At 73.0% G+C, this 16,972-nt stretch carries 19 protein-coding genes; 7 read left to right on the forward strand and 12 right to left on the reverse strand.

Features of this window, described 5'->3' with window-relative positions; genetic code table 11:
• Positions 1 to 35 precede the first annotated feature (35 nt).
• The 5 genes from argF to ACE7GA_RS05260 form a co-directional block, all read right to left on the reverse strand.
• On the reverse strand, positions 36 to 998 hold the full coding sequence (gene argF, locus ACE7GA_RS05240; protein WP_376096630.1) for an ornithine carbamoyltransferase: 963 nt from the start codon (positions 996 to 998) through the stop codon (positions 36 to 38).
• Positions 995 to 2,200, reverse strand: a complete 1,206-nt coding sequence (locus tag ACE7GA_RS05245) for an aspartate aminotransferase family protein (protein ID WP_376096633.1) — start codon at positions 2,198 to 2,200, stop codon at positions 995 to 997. Before ACE7GA_RS05245 ends, argF begins: the two co-directional genes overlap by 4 nt.
• Before the next feature lie 173 nt (positions 2,201 to 2,373).
• The gene (locus ACE7GA_RS05250) at positions 2,374 to 2,652 is read right to left on the reverse strand and encodes a hypothetical protein (RefSeq protein WP_376096636.1); all 279 of its coding nucleotides are present in this window, start codon (positions 2,650 to 2,652) and stop codon (positions 2,374 to 2,376) included.
• 242 nt (positions 2,653 to 2,894) lie between these two features.
• On the reverse strand, positions 2,895 to 3,230 hold the full coding sequence (locus ACE7GA_RS05255; protein ID WP_376096639.1) for a hypothetical protein: 336 nt from the start codon (positions 3,228 to 3,230) through the stop codon (positions 2,895 to 2,897).
• A 148-nt stretch (positions 3,231 to 3,378) separates the two neighbouring features.
• Positions 3,379 to 4,695: a PRC-barrel domain-containing protein gene (locus ACE7GA_RS05260; RefSeq protein WP_376096642.1), complete on the reverse strand. Its 1,317-nt coding sequence runs from the start codon at positions 4,693 to 4,695 to the stop codon at positions 3,379 to 3,381.
• Between the two features lie 100 nt (positions 4,696 to 4,795).
• On the opposite strand from ACE7GA_RS05260, the gene ACE7GA_RS05265 reads away from it, so the two are divergent.
• From ACE7GA_RS05265 to ACE7GA_RS05285, 5 genes are all read left to right on the forward strand, one after another.
• Complete coding sequence (locus ACE7GA_RS05265; RefSeq protein ID WP_376096645.1) at positions 4,796 to 5,452, forward strand: RecX family transcriptional regulator; 657 nt, start codon at positions 4,796 to 4,798, stop codon at positions 5,450 to 5,452.
• 145 nt (positions 5,453 to 5,597) lie between these two features.
• Complete coding sequence (locus tag ACE7GA_RS05270) at positions 5,598 to 6,323, forward strand: AzlC family ABC transporter permease (RefSeq protein ID WP_376096648.1); 726 nt, start codon at positions 5,598 to 5,600, stop codon at positions 6,321 to 6,323.
• Positions 6,320 to 6,625, forward strand: a complete 306-nt coding sequence (locus ACE7GA_RS05275) for an AzlD family protein (protein ID WP_376096651.1) — start codon at positions 6,320 to 6,322, stop codon at positions 6,623 to 6,625. Before ACE7GA_RS05270 ends, ACE7GA_RS05275 begins: the two co-directional genes overlap by 4 nt.
• Positions 6,626 to 6,744: 119 nt before the next feature.
• Positions 6,745 to 7,749: a RimK family alpha-L-glutamate ligase gene (locus tag ACE7GA_RS05280; protein WP_376096654.1), complete on the forward strand. Its 1,005-nt coding sequence runs from the start codon at positions 6,745 to 6,747 to the stop codon at positions 7,747 to 7,749.
• A 210-nt stretch (positions 7,750 to 7,959) separates the two neighbouring features.
• Positions 7,960 to 9,678 (forward strand): FAD-dependent oxidoreductase, encoded by a 1,719-nt coding sequence (locus ACE7GA_RS05285; protein WP_376096657.1) that lies wholly within the window; start codon positions 7,960 to 7,962, stop codon positions 9,676 to 9,678.
• A 95-nt stretch (positions 9,679 to 9,773) separates the two neighbouring features.
• Here ACE7GA_RS05285 and ACE7GA_RS05290 read toward each other — a convergent pair whose 3' ends face one another.
• From ACE7GA_RS05290 to cysK, 3 genes are all read right to left on the reverse strand, one after another.
• Entirely contained in the window at positions 9,774 to 10,631 is an 858-nt protein-coding gene (locus ACE7GA_RS05290; protein ID WP_376096660.1) for an urea carboxylase-associated family protein, read from the reverse strand.
• A 195-nt stretch (positions 10,632 to 10,826) separates the two neighbouring features.
• Entirely contained in the window at positions 10,827 to 11,081 is a 255-nt protein-coding gene (locus tag ACE7GA_RS05295; protein WP_376096663.1) for a hypothetical protein, read from the reverse strand.
• A 25-nt stretch (positions 11,082 to 11,106) separates the two neighbouring features.
• Positions 11,107 to 12,120, reverse strand: a complete 1,014-nt coding sequence (gene cysK / locus ACE7GA_RS05300) for a cysteine synthase A (RefSeq protein WP_376096666.1) — start codon at positions 12,118 to 12,120, stop codon at positions 11,107 to 11,109.
• Between the two features lie 430 nt (positions 12,121 to 12,550).
• Between cysK and ACE7GA_RS05305 the strand changes: the two genes are divergently transcribed.
• Positions 12,551 to 12,742 (forward strand): hypothetical protein, encoded by a 192-nt coding sequence (locus ACE7GA_RS05305; protein ID WP_376096669.1) that lies wholly within the window; start codon positions 12,551 to 12,553, stop codon positions 12,740 to 12,742.
• Positions 12,743 to 12,984: 242 nt separating this feature from the next.
• Positions 12,985 to 13,458 (forward strand): RrF2 family transcriptional regulator, encoded by a 474-nt coding sequence (locus ACE7GA_RS05310; RefSeq protein ID WP_376100111.1) that lies wholly within the window; start codon positions 12,985 to 12,987, stop codon positions 13,456 to 13,458.
• Here ACE7GA_RS05310 and ACE7GA_RS05315 read toward each other — a convergent pair.
• From ACE7GA_RS05315 to ACE7GA_RS05330, 4 genes are all read right to left on the reverse strand, one after another.
• The gene (locus tag ACE7GA_RS05315) at positions 13,455 to 14,408 is read right to left on the reverse strand and encodes a D-2-hydroxyacid dehydrogenase family protein (RefSeq protein ID WP_376096672.1); all 954 of its coding nucleotides are present in this window, start codon (positions 14,406 to 14,408) and stop codon (positions 13,455 to 13,457) included. The genes ACE7GA_RS05310 and ACE7GA_RS05315 overlap by 4 nt on opposite strands.
• Positions 14,409 to 14,410: 2 nt before the next feature.
• A complete protein-coding gene (locus tag ACE7GA_RS05320; protein ID WP_376096675.1) occupies positions 14,411 to 16,108 on the reverse strand; it encodes an IlvD/Edd family dehydratase in 1,698 nt (565 codons plus the stop codon).
• A 50-nt stretch (positions 16,109 to 16,158) separates the two neighbouring features.
• Positions 16,159 to 16,602 (reverse strand): nuclear transport factor 2 family protein, encoded by a 444-nt coding sequence (locus ACE7GA_RS05325; protein ID WP_376096678.1) that lies wholly within the window; start codon positions 16,600 to 16,602, stop codon positions 16,159 to 16,161.
• Positions 16,603 to 16,713: 111 nt separating this feature from the next.
• Positions 16,714 to 16,959: a DUF6894 family protein gene (locus ACE7GA_RS05330; protein WP_376096681.1), complete on the reverse strand. Its 246-nt coding sequence runs from the start codon at positions 16,957 to 16,959 to the stop codon at positions 16,714 to 16,716.
• Between the last annotated feature and the right edge of the window lie 13 nt (positions 16,960 to 16,972).

The raw sequence follows: 16,972 nt of genomic DNA on the forward strand, positions 1-16,972 counted from the left end.
AAGTGACGATTCCGGGCGAGCCCGGGATCAGCGCATCAGGCCAGCCCGAGCGCCCAGAGCAGCACGCCCTTCTGCGCGTGCAGCCGGTTCTCCGCCTCGTCGAAGACGACGCTCTGCGGCCCGTCCATCACCTCGTCGGTGATCTCTTCCCCGCGATGGGCGGGAAGGCAGTGCATGACGACGGCATCCGGCGCCGCCGCCTTCAGCAGCCGCTGGTTCAACTGGTAGGGCGCCAGCAGGTTGTGGCGGGTCCGGATCGAGCCCTTCTCGTCGGACATCGAAATCCAGGTATCCGTCACCACGCAGCGCGCATCCTTCACGGCCGCATAGGGATCATTCGTCAGCTCGACGTTCGCCCCCTGCGACCGCGCCCAGGCGATGAGGTCGGTGGGTGGCGCCAGTTCCGGCGGCGTCGCCAGGCGGAGCGTGAAGTTGAACCGCGCCGCGGCCTGGATGAAGGACTGCGCGACGTTGTTCCCGTCACCAGTCCAGGCCACGACCTGCCCGGCGATGGGGCCGCGATGCTCCTCGAAGGTCATCACGTCGGCCATCAGCTGGCAGGGATGCGACACGTCGGTCAGCCCGTTGATGACGGGCACCGTCGCATGCTCCGCCAGTTCCCGGATCTTCGCGACCTTGTCGGTGCGCAGCACGATCGCGTCCACGTAGCGGGACAGGACGCGTGCGGTATCGGCCGGCGTCTCGCCGCGGCCGAGTTGCGTGTCCTTGCTCGTCAGCGTCGTCACGTGGCCGCCCAATTGCCGGATGCCCACCTCGAAGGACACGCGGGTGCGGGTGGACGGCTTCTCGAAGATCAGGGCGACGGTCTTGCCGGCGAGCGGCTGGCCCAAATTCTCGCCGCGCTTGGCCTTCGCGCCGAGGTCCACCATCCGGCGAAGGCTGCCGGAATCGATGTCGGACAGTTCCAGGAAGTGCCGGGGGGCAGCGCGCCCCCCAGACTTCCCCGACAACTCGACTTCCTTCAGCGCCGCACTCACTTCGCCGCGGCCTTGGCCTGGCTCGGCGTGACGCGCAGCAGCGCGCGGTCGAGGAGGCGCAGCGCCTCGTCCACCTCGGCCTCCGTGATGACCAGCGGCGGCGCCACGCGCAGGACGTTCATCCCCGCCGCGACCGTGAGGATGCCCTCAGCGACGCCCGCGGCCTGCAGCTCTGAATTCGTCACCTCCGGCACCAGCTTGATGCCCAAGAGCAGCCCGGCGCCCTGCACGCCGGAGACGACCGTCGGATGCTTCGCCGCGAGATCCAGCAGCCCGCGCCAGAAGTACCGGGCCACGCGGTCCACGCGCTCCAGGAACCCCGGCGCCAGGATGACGTCGAGCACGGCATTCCCCGCCGCGCAGGCCAGCGGGTTGCCGCCATAGGTGCTGCCATGGGTGCCGGGCTTCAGCACCTCGCCCACGCGCTCGCTGCAGATCACCGCGCCGAGCGGGAAGCCGCCGCCGATCCCCTTGGCCGAGGAGATGACGTCCGGCTCGATCCCGGCCCACTGGTAGGCCCAGAGCTTGCCCGAACGCCCCATCCCCGTCTGGACCTCGTCGAGGGCCAGCAGGATGCCGAACTCGTCGCAGGCCGCACGCAGTTCCCGCAGGAAGCGCAGGTCCGCGGGACGCACCCCGCCCTCACCCTGCACGGGCTCGATCAGGATCGCGGCTGTCTCCTTCGTGATCGCCTGGCGCACGGCGTTCATGTTGCCGAAGGGGATGTGGTCGAAGCCCTCGACCGGCGGGCCGAAGCCCTCGAGGTACTTCGCATTACCCGTCGCGCTGATCATCGCGAGCGTGCGGCCGTGGAAGGCGCCGTCGAAGCAGATGGTGCGGAAACGTTCGGGGTGGCCGTGCGCGGCGTGATACTTCCGCACGGCCTTGACCATGCCCTCGTTCGCCTCGGCGCCCGAGTTGCAGAAATAGACCGTGTCCGCGAAGGGCGTGGCTTCCACCAGCCGCGCGGCCAGCCGCTCGGCCTGCGGCACGCGGTACAGGTTGGAGGTGTGCATCACCCGCGCCGCCTGCTCCGCGATCGCCTGCACCAGGTGCGGGTGGCCGTGGCCGAGGCTGCTGGTCGCGATGCCCGCGCCGAAATCCAGGAATCGTCGGCCCTGGGCGTCCCACAGCCAGGCGCCCTCGCCCCGCTCGAAGGCGAGGTCGGCGCGGTTGTAGTTCGGCATCAGGGCGGGGATCACGTCGCGGTGCCCTCCGATGGTCCCGCGGGCGGGGCGGATATCGCGTCGCCGGGCGGGTGGCCGGGGACCCTGCATGAAACCGGCGAATCCGTCCACCGCCCGTCCGCGCGACCCAGCGATGCCGAAGGACTGCCCCGTGGACGGGACAGGCCCTCGCGCGTCAGGTCAGACGATCAGCGCGTCGCCCCGCGGGCCGCGGCCGGCGAGCGGCAGTTGTGGTTGTCGTTCGTCCCGATCGTGCGGGACACTAGCGTCCCCGGCGGGTTGCCCGCGGTGCAGTCCGGCCGGTTGTCGAGGTTCAGCGGGTCGCCGACGCGATCGTTCACGCGGGAGAACTCGGTGCCCCGCGGGTTGCCCGCCGTGCCGTCGGGCCGGTTGGCCGTGTTCAGCGGATCCTGGCAGGCGGCGAGGCCGCCGGCGACGAGGACGAGGGCTGCGATACGCTTGATCATGGCGCTTCTCCGTCCGGTTCCAGAAACCCTCGCCGCGAGGGTAGAGAGAGAACGTCAGGAACGCCTCTCGGTTACGGCATGGGCGCAACGGAACCCGCCTGGACCCGCGTCGCCGCCTGACGGCGGTCGCGGCGCCGGCCGGCGCCGTGATACGGCCGCGCTTCCGGCATAAGCCGGCCCGGAATGCGCGAAGGCCCGCCCCGCGCACTGCGCGGGACGGGCCTCGGGGATGCTTGCCGCGATCAGCGGATCGCGCTGTTGACCGCGCGCCCGGCCGCCGTGCCCGGCGGGTTGGCCCGCGTGCCGTCGGACTGGCCGGGATAGGCGCCCGACGTGTTCGTCCCCGCGGCGCGGTCGAAGGTGCGCGTGGCGGCCGTGCCCGGCGGGTTGCCTGGCGTGCCGTCCGGACGGCTCTGCAGGTTCAGCGGGTCGCCCGCCCGGTCGCTCGCGCGGGACACGGCGGTGCCCGGCGGGTTGCCCGGCGCGCCATCGGGGCGGCCGGCCGTGTTCAGCGGGTCGGTCCCGCAGGCGGCGAGGCCGCCGGCCAGGAGGGCAAGGGTGGCGATACGCGCGATCATGCGTCTCTTCCTTCGTTGTTCGTCCGATCCCCCATCGAAGGGGATGCCGACCTAACGCTTGAGCGGCGGCCGGGTTTTCGCGGAACCGCAACAAAAAACCCCGGCCCCGCGCGAAGCGGGACCGGGGTCATCATGGTCGCGCGGCGGATCAGCCGCGGCGGCTGTTGTCGTAGTTGTAGGCGGGGAGCGACGTCAGGCTCTCCCGCGTCGCACCGGTGATGACCCAGCGGTTCTCCCCGCCGTTCCAGCGCAACTGCGAGAACGGCACGGCGACGAGCTTCGCCCCGATCCCGAGGAAGCCGCCGACCGAGACCACCGCCATCGGCCCCGAATGGTCGCCGCCCAGGATGATGTCATCCACCGACCCGACGGACTCGTTCCGCTCGTTGTACACGTTGGAGCCGATGATCCGGCTCGCCCGCTCGGAGGGCGGCGCGGCATTCGCGGCTGAGGCGCCGGCCGTCGCCGCACCGGCGCCGGCAGCACCCGCAGCCGGCGGATTCGCCGTGGCCGCGGACTGGCTGCCGGCATTGCCCGCGGCGGGCGCGGCCGTGCGGGACCCGTCCTGCCCCGGCGTCGTGCCGGTTCCCATGGCCGGCGAACGCTCGGTCCCCGTCGCGGTCCGCGGGCCCTCCGTCGTCGGATTCGCGGGCGAGGTGGTGGCGGCGGAGTTCTGCAGCTGCGTGCTCGTCGTCCCGGCGCGCGGCGCCATGTCCGAGGTGCTGGAGTTGTCGCGCACCGCCCCGCCATTCGCGCGGTCCGTCGTCTGACCGCCGGGCGTCTGGCCCGTCATGTCGCGCGACGCGTTCGGCTGCGTCGAGCCCATGATCGCGGTGTTGGACGACGTGGATCGGTTGCCGTCGTAGCTGGAATTCGCGCCCTGGGTCTGCTCGTTGCCCTGGGTCGTGCGCTCGAAGGCACGGCCGATCGCGGTGCCCGGCGGGTTGCTCGGCGTCCCGTCGCGGCCGCTGTCGCCGTTCTGCGGGTTGGCGCCCGAGATGTTGGTGCCGAGCGCCCGATCGAGCGTCCGCGACACCGCGGTGCCCGGCGGATTGCCCGGCGGATTGCCCGGCGTCCCATCCGGCGCGCCGCGGGTGTTCGCCGGATCGCCGGCGCGCGCATTCGCGTCGCCCGTCGCGTTGCCCGCGCGGTCCAGCGTGCGCCCCGCCGCCGTTCCCGGCGGGTTGCCCGGTGCGCCGTCCGGCCGGTTCTGCAGGTTCAGCGGATCGCCCGCGCGGTTGTTCGCATCCGCGGCGGCGCGCCCGGCCGCGGTGCCCGGCGCGTTGCCCGGGGTGCCGTCCGCGGGCGTTCGGTTGCCCGTGGCCGCGTCCGCCGCGCGCTGCGTGGCGGTGGAGGGCGGGTTGCCCGGGGTCCCGTCGCGCTGCTGTGCGATCGCCCCACCGATGGAAAAGGGCGCCGCGATGAGGGCGACCGCGGCGGCGGTCGCGAGGAGCGTTGTACGCATGATCTTCCTTCGCCGTCGTGACACTGGCTCAGGGGAAACGCGGCCGGCGGAAGGGGGGTTGCCCTCGCGGAACGGATGTTCCGGTGCCACATGGCACGTGATGTCCGAGACCGAATCGCCGCCGCGGCGACGGAAGGCCCGCCCGCCGAAGCGGGAACGCCGCATCCCCGCCGCCGGCCCCGCCCCGACCGAGGCGCTGCTGCACGAGGCCGCGCTGAACCACCTTGCCCGCTTCGCCGCGACCGAGGCAGGCCTCGTCCGCGTCCTGCAGCGCCGTGTCGCCCGCTGGGCCCAGCGGGCCGAGCGGGAAGGCCAGGCCGCCGACGTTCTCGCCCCGCTCGTCGCCGCCGGCCGCGCGGCCGCCGAAGTGGTCGCGAAGCGCATGGTCGGCGCCGGCGCGGTGGACGACGCCGCCTTCGCCGCGGCCCGGACCCGCCGCCTCTCCCGCGCCGGACGGTCGCGGCGCGCCATCGCCGCCCACCTCCAGACCAAGGGCGTCCGGAGCCCTGTCGCCCAGGAAACCCTGGAAGCCGCCGAAACGGATGAAGTCGCGGCCGCGCTCACCGCGCTCCGCCGCCGCCGCGCCGGGCCTTTCGACCCTAACCCGCCGGAGGACCCGGACGCCCGCCGGACCGCCCGCCTGAAGGCGATGGGCGCCCTGGCCCGCGCCGGGTTCCCGCGGGACGTCGCCGAAGCGGCGCTGGACGTGGCGCCGGAGGAGGCGGAGGCGCGGCTGATCGCGGTGCGGCGGGGGTAGGGTCTGGTGGCCCCGGGGAGGCGCTGCCTCCCCGGCCCCCCGCCGCCGGGGTGCCAACGGGCACCCCGGACACGCGGCCCCCGCACACCCGCCCCGCTTCCGCGCCGGGGGGACGCACCCCACCACGCCGGCCTATCCTCCCCGCATGCGCGTCACCTTCACCCGCGCGGGCTTCTGGCGCGGGGCCCGGCGCGTCACTCCCATGATGCTCGGCCTGATCCCCTTCGGCCTCGTCGTCGGCGTCATCGCGGACGGCAAGGGGCTGTCCCAGCCCGAGCTCGCCGTCATGAGCGCCCTCGTCTTCGCCGGCGCCTCGCAACTGCTGGCGCTCGAGTTCTGGACGGACCCGCCCGACCTCTTCGCCGTGGCCGTCGCGGCCTTCGTCGTGAACGTGCGCATGGTGCCCTACGGCGCCGCGCTCTCCTTCTGGATGGACGGGCTGCGGGGCTGGCGGCTCTGGACGACGCTTTTCGTCACCGTGGACCATTCGGTGCCGCTCGCCGTGCTGGAGCAGCGGCAGGGCGGGCGCGACGCGGCCTTCATGCTCGGCGTCGGCGTCGTCTCCTGGGCGGCGTGGATCCTCGCGACGGCGGCGGGCCATGCGCTCGGCAACGCCGTCGCCGTCCCGCCGGGCCACTGGCTCTTCTTCGCCGCCACCGCGGGCTTCGTCGCGATCCTCGTCCCGCTCTGGCGCGGCGTGCGGCGGGATCTGGCGCCCTGGGCCGTCGCGGCCGGAGTCGCGCTCGTCGCCGCGGCGCTGCGCGTCCCATCCCCCATCCCGCTCCTCGCCGGCGCGCTGGCCGGCGCCGCCCTCGCCGCCTGGCGCGACACGCGGGGGCACGGGAAGCGGAAGGGGGAGAAGCCGGCATGACGCTGCGCCCCGACATCCTCGCGGCCATCCTCGTGATGGCGATCGTCACCTATGCCTGCCGTGCCGGCGGCTACGCCGCGCTGCGCGCGGCCCGCCTGCCGCCCTTCGCCGACGCCATGATCCGCCACCTGCCCGGCCCGCTCTTCGCGGCCTACGTCGCGCTGGCGCTCTCGCGGCAGGACGTGTCGGCAGGGGTGGCGGCGGTCGCCGTCGTCGTGGTGCAGAAGGCGCTGGGCAGCATCGGCTTCTCGATCCTCGCCGGCGTCGGGGTGATGGCGCTGCTCCGGAACCTTGGCTGGTAGACCGTCATTCGGGTAGCTATTCCCACGATCCACGATCGTTTTTCACCCGCACGTGATTGTCACGCGCGATGTACGTGCTTATCCCCCTCCCCACGTCGCCACCGCGCGAGGGAGGTCCCATGTCCAGCATCCACGTCCTGCACGAGAACCCGGCCTGGCTGCCGCCGCTGGCCGCCGCCTTCGAGGCGCGCCGCCTGCCCTGGACGGAGTGGGACCTTTCCTCCGGCGCCTTCGACCTCTCGCAGCCCCCGCCGGAGGGCGTCTTCTACAACCGGATGAGCGCCTCCTCGCACACCCGCGGCCACCGCTACGCCGCGGAACTCACCGGGGCCGTGCTGGCCTGGCTCGAACGCCACGGCCGCCGCATCGTGAACGGCCCGCGCGCGCTCGACCTCGAGATCAGCAAGGCCCGCCAATACGCCGCCCTCGAAGCCGCCGGCATCGCCGTGCCCGGGACGGTCATCGTCCGGGACGAGCCGGCGGCCGTCGTCGCCGCGGCCCGCCGCCGCTACGGCGACGGGCCCTTCATCCTGAAGCCCAACCGCGGCGGCAAGGGGCTGGGCGTCCGCCTCCTCGCCAACCCCGACGCGCTCGCCGCCTATTTCGACGCGGCCCCCGCCGACGAGGCGCCGGTGGACGGCCTCTGGCTGCTGCAGGACTACCTCCGCGCCGAACGCCCGGTGATCACCCGCGCCGAGTTCGTCGGTGGCCGCTTCCTCTACGCCGTCGAGGTGGACACCTCCGGCGGCTTCGAGCTCTGCCCGGCCGATGTCTGCGAGGTCCCCGCCGCCTCCGCCGCGATCGGCGACGCCGCCTGTCCCGTCGGCGAGACGCCGAAGGCGGCACCCGGCCCCCGCTTCCGCGTCATCCCCGGCGGCATCGAGGCTGGCATGCGCGCGCGGCTCGAAGCCTTCCTCGCAGCCAACGGGATCGAGGTCGCGGGCATTGAATCCATCCGCGCGCCCGACGGCCGCGTCCTGACCTACGACGTGAACACGAACACGAACTACAACCCGGACGGGGAAGCCGCGGCCGGCCTCGCCGGCACCGACCGCTCCGGGCCCGGCGCGATCGCCGCCTTCCTCGGCGCGGAACTGGCGCGGACGCGGCGCGCGGCAGCGTAGCGCGGGTGACCCCCGGGAAGAGGGCTTTGCCCTCCTCCCGGACCCACCACCCACCAGGAGGCCAGCCTCCTGGACCTCAACCTATGGGGGATACCCTTGCTGGCGGATGGAGGTCCGGAGGAAGGCAGAGCCTTCCTCCGGGACCACGTCGCCGGACCACCGCAGCCCCGCTCCATTTCGCACCGCGCGGAACCGGCGTACCACCGCCCCGTGGAAACCGAGCGCACCGAAGTCCTGATTGCCGGCGGCGGCCCGTGCGGTCTCATGCTCGCGATCGAACTGGGCCGTCGCGGCGTGTCCTGCATCCTGCTCGACGAGAAGCCCGGAACGGCCTTCAACCCGCAGGCCAACGCGACGCAGGCGCGGACGATGGAGCACTTCCGCCGCGTTGGCCTCGCCGCCGAGATCCGCGCGCAGGGTCTGCCGCCCGACCACCCGACCGACATCGCCTACTTCACGCGTTTCCTGACGCACGAGCTCGCCCGCTTCCGCCTGCCGTCCTCGCGCGACGCCACGCAGGTGATCCGTTCCCTCTCCGGCGACTGGAGCGCGGCCGAACTCCCCCACCGCGTCTCTCAGAAGTATGTCGAGGCCGTCCTGCGCCGCCACGCCGAAACCTTCACCACCGTCTCCCTGCGCTACGCCTGGCGCATGGCGTCCTTCCACGACGACGGGGACGGCATCGCGGCCGAAGCCATGCCGCTCCCTGACGGCGCGCCCCGCACGATCCGCGCGTCCTACCTCATGGGCGCCGATGGCGCGCGCAGCGCGGTCCGCGCCGCCCTCGGCTTCGGCTGGACGGGCGAGACCGGGACGTCCCGCGGCTTCATGGGCGGCCGCATGTGCGCCGTGTACCTCCGCGCACGCAGCTTCGACGCCGCATCCCCCAACCCGCCGGCCTGGATGAAGGTCACCGTCAACGCCGAGCGGCGCGCCCTGCTCGCCGCCGTGGATGGCCGCGGCGAATACGCCTTCCACGCCCAACTCCAGCCCGGCGAGGACGAGGCCCGCGTCACCGAAGCCGATGCCCGTCGCTTCGTGCGCGAAGCCATGGGACGCGACCTCAAGGTCGAGGTCCTCTCCCACGGCTTCTGGACCGCCGGCCACGCCCTCGTCGCCGAGGGCATGTCGCGCGGCCGCGTCTTCCTCGGCGGCGACGCCGCGCACCTGTTCACGCCGACCGGCGGCCTCGGCTACAACACCGCCGTCGAGGACGCGGTGAACCTTGGCTGGAAACTGCACGCCATCCTGCGCGGCCAGGCCGGCCCCGCTCTCCTCGACTCCTATGCTGCCGAACGCCGACCGCTCGCCCTCCGCAACACCGGCTACGCGCGCGCCTTTGCCGACAGCCTCGGCCTCTTCCACCCCGACCCCGCGCTGGAGGACGATTCGGAGGCCGGCGAGGCGTCGCGCCGCGCCGCCGGCGAATACCTCGCCGACCACGCCCGCCGAGAATTCAACATCCCCGGCGTCACCTTCGGTGGCCGCTACGACGGATCGCCGGTCATCGTCCCCGACGGCACCGCGCCGCCGCCCGATGCGGCGAACACCTACGTGCCCACCGCCTGCCCCGGCGGCCGCCCGCCGCATCTGTGGCTGGACGACGGCCGCTCCCTCTACGACGCCTTCGGCCGCGACTGGACGTTGCTGCGCACGCGCAGCGACGCCGGCGAAGCATTCGCGCAGGCCGCCGCGCGCCTCGGCGCCGATCTCGCGGTCCTCGACGTTCCCGCGGCCCGCGACCTCTACGCGGCCGACCTCGCCCTCATCCGCCCGGACGGCATCGTGGCGTGGCGCGGCGACGCGGACGCCGACGCGCGGAAGGTCATGGACCGCGTCCTCGGCCGCGTCACGGCGTCCGCGCCGCCGACACCATCCCCCCGCGACGCGATAGGGCCCGCTGACCGCGCCCCCCCAACAGGTCGGTGACGCCGGTCGGCACCCGCACGATCGACGGGGAAGCAAGGAGCCCTTACCGGATCGCCGCGCCTACCAGGCAGGCCCGGTGACGCGACGCCACGACGTCAGCCCGGTGCCAGCCCATGCCCGCCGGCATACCCGTTCCGCGCCGGCGGCGCCCACCCGAGCGGCGGGCGCGCGGGCCGGTACACCTCGACCAGCAGCGGATGGCAGCGCGCCGCGTCGCTCGAATGCTCCGCGCCGCAATCGCCCCCCGGACAGGCCGACAGCGCGCCGAGCAGCGGGATCTCCGCCAGGAACTCGATGAAGTCGCCCGGCCGCACCGGGCTGGCCTTCATCAGGTACTCACCCGTTTCCCGCGAGAAGCCCGTGCACATGAACACGTTCAGCACGTCGTGCACATGCGGCTCCGCGGCCTCTGCCCCCAGCCCCGTCCGCGCCGCCAGCGCGCGCGTCAGGTTGGAATGGCAGCAATGGTGGTAATCCCCGCCGGAGAGCAGCCGATGCGTGTAGGGATCGCAGCGCGTGCCGATGACGTCGTGGACGGAACAGCCATGGGCGTCGAAGCCGTACCAGCCCAGCGTGTCCTCCGTGACCGTCGCCATCGGCCTCAGGTAGGGCAGGTTCGACCACAGCCTGTCGCCCGCCGCCACGTGGGTGCCGTGCAGCGCCCGCGTCTTGCCGGAGAAGAACCGCTCCGAGAGGTCGTCCGCGCACCACAGGTTCAGGTCCCCGACCTGCGACCCCTCGACGGACACGATCCGGAAGAAGTGGCCGGCTGGCACGTCGAAGGTCCGCGCCTCCCGCGGCGGCACCAGGACCTCAGCGACCTTCGTCCACCCATCCCGCGCCGCCCGGTAGGCCGGCAGGTCGGGACGCGGCAGCGCATCGGTCGGATAGCAGACCACCGGCGCGACCCGGCGGCGCGCCACCGCGTCAGGCGGCTCGGTCCATGACGTCATCGCTGCCCGTTCCTCCCCGCAGCTCCCCGATCGCACCCGATCCGGAGCGGGCGGGCACGACGGCAAGGCTGGATTCCGCCCATGCCCGACAGCCTACCCCCGTTCCGCCCGGCGGCAACCGACGCGAACCGGCCTCGCGGCCCGCCCGACCAGCCGATCCCCGGCGGCCACGACGTTCCGCGCGGGATGCCTCGCTCAACGCAGCGCCGGCTCCACGCGGTCCTCGAACCCGCGCAGGGCCTCCGCGGGCGCCCCGTCCCGATAGCGCTCCCGCAGCCGGCGCAACTCGGCATCCGTGCCCGCGCAGTTTTCCCGCAACAGATGCCGGATCTCCGCCCGCCGCTCGGCGTCCTCGGAATCCTCGCCCCGGAAGTGGTCGCAACGCCCGCGCCGCTCGACGAAGGCCGCGACCTCCGGCGGCAAGGCCGTCGCGGCGATCAGGAGCAGCACCGCGCCCAGTATCATCCGCCCGGGCTCAAAGCCCCGCGAACAGCTCTGTGGACAGGTAGCGCTCGGCAAAGGACGCGGCGATCCCGACGACGAGCTTCCCCTCCATCCCCGACTCCCGCGCGATCCCCAGCGCCGCGTGCAGCACCGCGCCGGAGGAAATGCCGATCGCCACCCCCTCCTCCCGTGCACAGCGCCGTGCCGCCGCGAGACTCTCCCGTTCCGACACGCGGACGACCCGATCCATCGCGGACAGGTCGAAGACGGTGGGGCAAAACCCCGCCCCGATCCCCTGGATGTCGTGCGGCCCCGGCTCGTCGCCCGACAGCACCGCGGACTCCGCCGGCTCCACCGCGATCACCCGCATGCCCGGACGCCGCGCCTTCAGCACGCGCGCGATCCCCGTCAGCGTCCCGCCCGTCCCGACGCCGCCGACGACCGCGTCCACTTCCCCGCCCGTATCGGCCCAGATTTCCTCCGCCGTCGTGCGGGCGTGGACGTCGGGATTGGCGGCGTTGTCGAACTGCCGCGGCATCCAGGCGCCCGGCGTGTTCGCGACGATCTGCTCGGCCCGCGCGATGGCGCCGGCCATGCCCTGCCGCGCCGGCGTCAGTTCCAGCTCCGCCCCCAGCAGCGCCATCATCTTCCGCCGCTCGATGCTCGCCCCGTCCGGCATGGCGACGATCAACCGGTACCCCTTCGCCGCCGCCACGAAGGCCAGCGCGATGCCCGTGTTGCCGGAGGTCGGCTCGACCAGCGTGGACTCCCCCGGCCGGATCAGCCCTCGCCGCTCCGCATCCTCGACCATCGCGAGGCCGATGCGGTCCTTCACCGAGCCCAGCGGGTTGAAGAACTCCAGCTTCAGCGCGAGCCGCGCCGAAAGCCCCTCCGCCGCCTCGAGCCGCGGCAGCCGGACGAGGGGCGTGCCGCCCACCGCCTCCAGGATGCTGCCGTAGAGCCGGCCCCGGGGCGCGGTGACCGGGGCAGCAGGGGAATTCGCGGGTTCGGGCGCCGGGCGGGCGCGCGCAGCGGAACGGGCCATGCTGTCAGTGTAGCACAGGCCGCCCGATCGCACCCCGTCGAGCCGAACCGCAGTGACGGAGCGCGTGAATCGTATATCCACTGTCATTTTTGCATATACCGCTTGATTCACGATGCCGAACGCGCATTATCCTCCATGCCCCGATGGAGAAGGAGGCCGCGCCCGTGCCCCAGCCGTCCCTACCCCGCACCACCCTCCGGTCCCGCTGTCGGCGCTGACGCGCGCCGACCCAAACCCACCGAACCGGAGACCCAGACCATGTCGACCAACGACCCTCAGCCCTCGCCACAGCCCCCGCCCCCGCCGGCGGGCGCATTGCCGCGGCCACGTTGCGCGAATTGCTCGACCGCGCCTTCCCGCGCCCGGTCCCGCCACCCCGCGCGCTCGACATCGAGCGTGCCGTCCTCGCCAGCGCGACGGGGGCCTGACGGTGCACGCCTCCCGCCCCATCGAGGTCAACGGCCGCTTCGTCGGCGTCGCCGTCGCCCGGGACGCGCTCTGGCACTTCCTCGCGACCGATCCGGCGCTGGAAGACCTGCAGGGCCAGCCCTTCCGCACCCCGGCCGAGGCCGCCCGCGTCGCCGGCCTCGTCCTGGCGCGCGAACGCGGCCTGCCTTCGTAAGGATCGAAACATGAGGATCGGGCCATGAGCCGCGGCGACTGGATCTTGCGGACCGCCGCCTGGTTGCTCGGCACCGTCGCCCTCGCCGTGTTCCTCGCACGCTGAGGCAAGCCTCCCACCCGGCCTGCGCGCGAGGGAAGGCCGGGCGGGTCGGGATGGACGGCCCGACCCGCCCGGCCCGAACCCCCTGGATTTTCACGACAGACGACCGTATTTCCCCGCGGGACGGAACGGGATCGGTCATGTCGGGTGCTCTACGGCTTCTGCGTCACGACCGCGCGCTGACCGCGGTCTCCGTGCTGCTGGACGTCGCCTTCCACGCGGGCCGCGGAGGGCAGGTCGTCGGCGGTGCCGAGGTCGCCGAACGCCTCGGCGCCGCGCGCCGGGGGATCGAACCCGTCTTCCAGGCCCTCTCCCGCGCCGGCCTGCTCGACAGCGTCCGCGGTCCCCGCGGCGGCTACCGCCTGGGCCGCCGCGCCCGCGACATCCGGCTTTCCGAAGTCGTGGCCGCCGTCGCCGACGGCGCCGAGCCGCCCGACCCCGCCGGCGGCTTCGACGGCCCCCTGCACGGCAAGGTCGTCGCTCCCCTCTGGGCCGACCTTGACGCCGCGCTGCGCGAGCGCCTGGAAGCCCTTACCCTCGACGACCTCCTGAAGCGCGCCGCGACCGCCGGCCTGACCCGCCCGGCGACGGAGCCGGTGAACTTCGCGATCTAGCCGATCACCCGGACCGGCTTCCCCTCCATCCAACCCCGGATCGCCTCGACCGCCCCGCCATACATCCTTGCGTAGTTCTGCCGCGTCACGTACCCGAGGTGCGGCGTCAGCACCGTATTCGGCGCGGACAGGATCGGTGCCCCCGCCGGCAGCGGTTCCAGGTCGTACACGTCGAGCGCCGCCCCCGCGATCCGGCCCTCCCGCAACGCCGCCGCCAGCGCAGCCGTGTCCACGATCGGCGCCCGCGACGTGTTCACCAGCACCGCGGTGCGCTTCATCAGCGCGAGTTCCGCCGCCCCTACCGTGTGCCGCGACCGCTCGGAGAGCACGAGGTGGATCGTCACCACGTCGGCGTCCCGCAGCAACACGTCCTTTCCCACGCGCGTCGCGCCAACGGCCGCCGCGGCCTCCTCCGTCAGGTTCTGGCTCCAGGCCAGCACCCGCATGTCGAAGGCCCGCGCCACCCTTGCCACGCGCGACCCGAGCCGCCCCAGTCCGATGACCCCGAGGGCGCGCCCTTCGACACCTTCCCCGACGGCCGTCTGCCAGTGCCCCTCGCGCAGCGCCCGGTCCTGGTCCGGGATGCGTCGCAGCAAAGAAAGGATCAGCCCCCAGGCCAGTTCCGCCGTCGGCGACCCCAGCGACTCCGTCCCGCAAAAGGTAACTCCCCGTTCCTTCAGCGCGGCCGCATCCACCGACGCGTTCCGGTGCCCCGTCGTCACCAGCAGACGCAGGTTCGGCAGCCGCTCGATCAGCGCGCGCGGGAAGGGCGTGCGCTCCCGCATGATGACGACCGCGCCATACGGCAGGAGCCGCGCCGCCAGCGCATCGGGGTCGGTGACCGTGTCGCGGAACACGTCCACCGGCACCCCGAGCGACGCCCAATCCGCCAGCGACAGCGCGACCCCCTGGTAATCGTCCAGGATCGCGATCCGGTTCAGCCGTTCCACGCTCAGCGCCCCTCACTCGTCAGGAAGTCGAAGTCACAGCCGCGATCGGCCTGCAGCACCGTGTCGTGGAACAGCTTCGCGTAGCCCCGCGCGGGTGCCGCGGCCGGCGGCGGCGCTTCGGACACGCGCCGCGCCAGTTCGGCCGCGTCCACCAAGAGCTCCAGGCTCCGCGCCTCCACGTCCAGCGCGATCGTGTCCCCCGTACGTACCAACGCGAGCGGCCCGCCGACGGCGGATTCCGGCGTCACGTGCAGCACGATGGTCCCGAAGGCCGTCCCGGACATCCGGGCGTCGGAGATGCGCACCATGTCCTTCACCCCGGCCTGCGCCAGTTTCCTCGGGATCGGCAGGTACCCCGCCTCCGGCATCCCCGGCGCCCCCTTCGGCCCGGCGTTGCGGAGGACCAGGATGTCGTCCGCGTTCACGTCCAGCGACGGGTCATCCACCCGCTCCGTCATGTCCTGCACGGACTCGAACACGACCGCCCGCCCCGTGTGCCGCAGCAGGATCGGCGTCGCCGCCGCGTGCTTGATCACCGCGCCGCCCGGGCACAGGTTCCCCCGCAGTACCGCCATCCCGCCCGTGCTCTTCAACGGGTTGTCGCGCGAGCGGATGACGGTCTGCCCCGGTACCTCCTCCGCGGCATCGGCATAGTCGCGCAAGGTCCCGCCCAGCACCGTCGGCGCATCCAGGTCCAGGAACGGCGCGAGTTCCCGCAGCAGCCGCGGCACCGCGCCGGCGTGGTGCAGGTGTTCCATGTAGTGATCGCCGGAGGGCTTGAGGTCCACGAGCACCGGCACCTCCCGCCCGATCGCATCGAACGCCTCGAGGTCCAGCCGCAGCCCCGCCCGCCCCGCGACGGCCGTCAGGTGCACCAGCCCGTTCGTGGACCCGCCGATCGCCTGCAGCACGACCATGGCGTTGCGGATGGATGCCTCCGTCACCAGCGTCGCCGGCGCTGGCCCGCCGCGCCTCGCCATCTCCACCGCGACGCGCCCCGTCGCCTCCCCGCAACGCAGCCGCTCGGCATGCGGCGCGGGGATCGCGGCGGAATGCGGAAGCGACAGCCCCATCGCCTCGATCATGCAGGCCATGGTGCTGGCCGTGCCCATCACCATGCAGGTTCCGACGGACGGCGCGAGCCGCCCGGAGATCGTCTCGATCTCCGCCTCATCGACCCTCCCCGCACGGTGCTGTCCCCAGAGCCGCCGGCAATCCGTGCAGGCGCCCAGGACCTCCCCGCGATGGTGCCCCACCACCATCGGCCCGACCGGCAGCACGATCGCCGGAATGCCCGCCGAAACCGCCCCCATGATCTGCGCGGGCAAGGTCTTGTCGCACCCGCCGATCAGAACGACCGCATCCATCGGCTGCGCGCGGACCAGTTCCTCCGTGTCCATCGCCATGAGGTTGCGGAGGTACATGGACGTCGGATGCGCGAAGGATTCGTGGATGGAGATCGTCGGGAACGCCATCGGCAGCCCGCCCGAGAGCATCACGCCCCGCCGCACCGCCTCGATCAGTTGCGGCGCGTTCCCGTGGCACGGATTGAAGTCCGACGCCGTGTCGGTGATGCCGATGATCGGCCGGTCCAGCGCGTCGTCCGAGTAGCCCGCGGCCTTGATGAAGGCCTTCCGCAGGAACAGGGAAAAGCCCGCATCGCCGTAACTCGTCAAACCCTTGCGCAGACCCGTCGCCATTCGAATGCCCCCCGGAACGGGGGAAGACTAGCCCCGCCCGGCGCGGCGCGTCAGGTGGCCTGGGCGACCGCCGCCGCCCGCCCCGCGACACAGGCCGCGTGCGTCAGGCCTGTGTCGTAGAACTCCCGGAACTCGCTGATCCGCCCGTCCACGATCCGGAGGAAATCGGCCTTGGGCGAGGCATGCTCCGTCCCCGTTGCGCGCGACCGGAAGGTCAGCCGCGCCAGGACCGCGATCCATTCGCCCTGCGCCACGACCTGCTCAACCTCGTAGCCCGTGACGACGACCTCCGCATCGACCGCCGCGAAATACCGCTCCACCCCCGCCGGCCCCTCGTGCAGCCCGGCCCAGGGAAGGGCTCCGTCGCCGAGCGAGGACCACCGCACCCCCGGCGCCAAGGCCTCGAAGACCGCGCCGCGGTCACCCGCCGCGTAACGGGCGTAGATGTCCTGGACGCGCGCGACGTTCCGCGCGGTGATTTCGGCGTCGCTCATCACGGCCTCCGGCAGCGGTCGCGATCCTGCCGCCGCCGATCTTCGGACCGCAAGGCGGGTCTCCCGCGTCGCGGGGCGGATGGGACACGGCCCGACGGAACAGGAAGCCGATCAACGCGGCCGCGGCCGGGCGGCGGGCATGTCGCGGATTGCCGAGATCAGGTGGAACAGCACGACCCCCGAATCATCCGTCACCTTCAACGTGCATTCCCCCTGCGGGACCCGCCGATGCGCCTGCCGGCGGAGCTCATCCGCGAGCCGAAGCAGGCCCTCACTCCGCGCCGCCTCCTGATTCGCGAGTTCAGCATCGCTGGGCGCCGTGCCGGACTCGCCGGGAAGGAAGTAGTAGCGGGGCATCTCGCTTCTCCTG

Origin of the sequence: Roseomonas sp. CCTCC AB2023176, from assembly GCF_042259275.1 — a bacterium.
Lineage (GTDB): Bacteria > Pseudomonadota > Alphaproteobacteria > Acetobacterales > Acetobacteraceae > Roseomonas.

Coding starts and splice junctions, on each gene's coding strand:
- ACE7GA_RS05250 (WP_376096636.1), bottom strand. CDS start 2,652: ATGATCAAGCGTATCGCAGCCCTCGTCCTCGTCGCCGGCGGCCTCGCC.
- ACE7GA_RS05255 (WP_376096639.1), bottom strand. CDS start 3,230: ATGATCGCGCGTATCGCCACCCTTGCCCTCCTGGCCGGCGGCCTCGCC.
- ACE7GA_RS05260 (WP_376096642.1), bottom strand. CDS start 4,695: ATGCGTACAACGCTCCTCGCGACCGCCGCCGCGGTCGCCCTCATCGCG.
- ACE7GA_RS05265 (WP_376096645.1), top strand. CDS start 4,796: ATGTCCGAGACCGAATCGCCGCCGCGGCGACGGAAGGCCCGCCCGCCG.
- ACE7GA_RS05270 (WP_376096648.1), top strand. CDS start 5,598: ATGCGCGTCACCTTCACCCGCGCGGGCTTCTGGCGCGGGGCCCGGCGC.
- ACE7GA_RS05275 (WP_376096651.1), top strand. CDS start 6,320: ATGACGCTGCGCCCCGACATCCTCGCGGCCATCCTCGTGATGGCGATC.
- ACE7GA_RS05280 (WP_376096654.1), top strand. CDS start 6,745: ATGTCCAGCATCCACGTCCTGCACGAGAACCCGGCCTGGCTGCCGCCG.
- ACE7GA_RS05290 (WP_376096660.1), bottom strand. CDS start 10,631: ATGACGTCATGGACCGAGCCGCCTGACGCGGTGGCGCGCCGCCGGGTC.
- cysK (WP_376096666.1), bottom strand. CDS start 12,120: ATGGCCCGTTCCGCTGCGCGCGCCCGCCCGGCGCCCGAACCCGCGAAT.
- ACE7GA_RS05310 (WP_376100111.1), top strand. CDS start 12,985: ATGTCGGGTGCTCTACGGCTTCTGCGTCACGACCGCGCGCTGACCGCG.
- ACE7GA_RS05320 (WP_376096675.1), bottom strand. CDS start 16,108: ATGGCGACGGGTCTGCGCAAGGGTTTGACGAGTTACGGCGATGCGGGC.
- ACE7GA_RS05325 (WP_376096678.1), bottom strand. CDS start 16,602: ATGAGCGACGCCGAAATCACCGCGCGGAACGTCGCGCGCGTCCAGGAC.
- ACE7GA_RS05330 (WP_376096681.1), bottom strand. CDS start 16,959: ATGCCCCGCTACTACTTCCTTCCCGGCGAGTCCGGCACGGCGCCCAGC.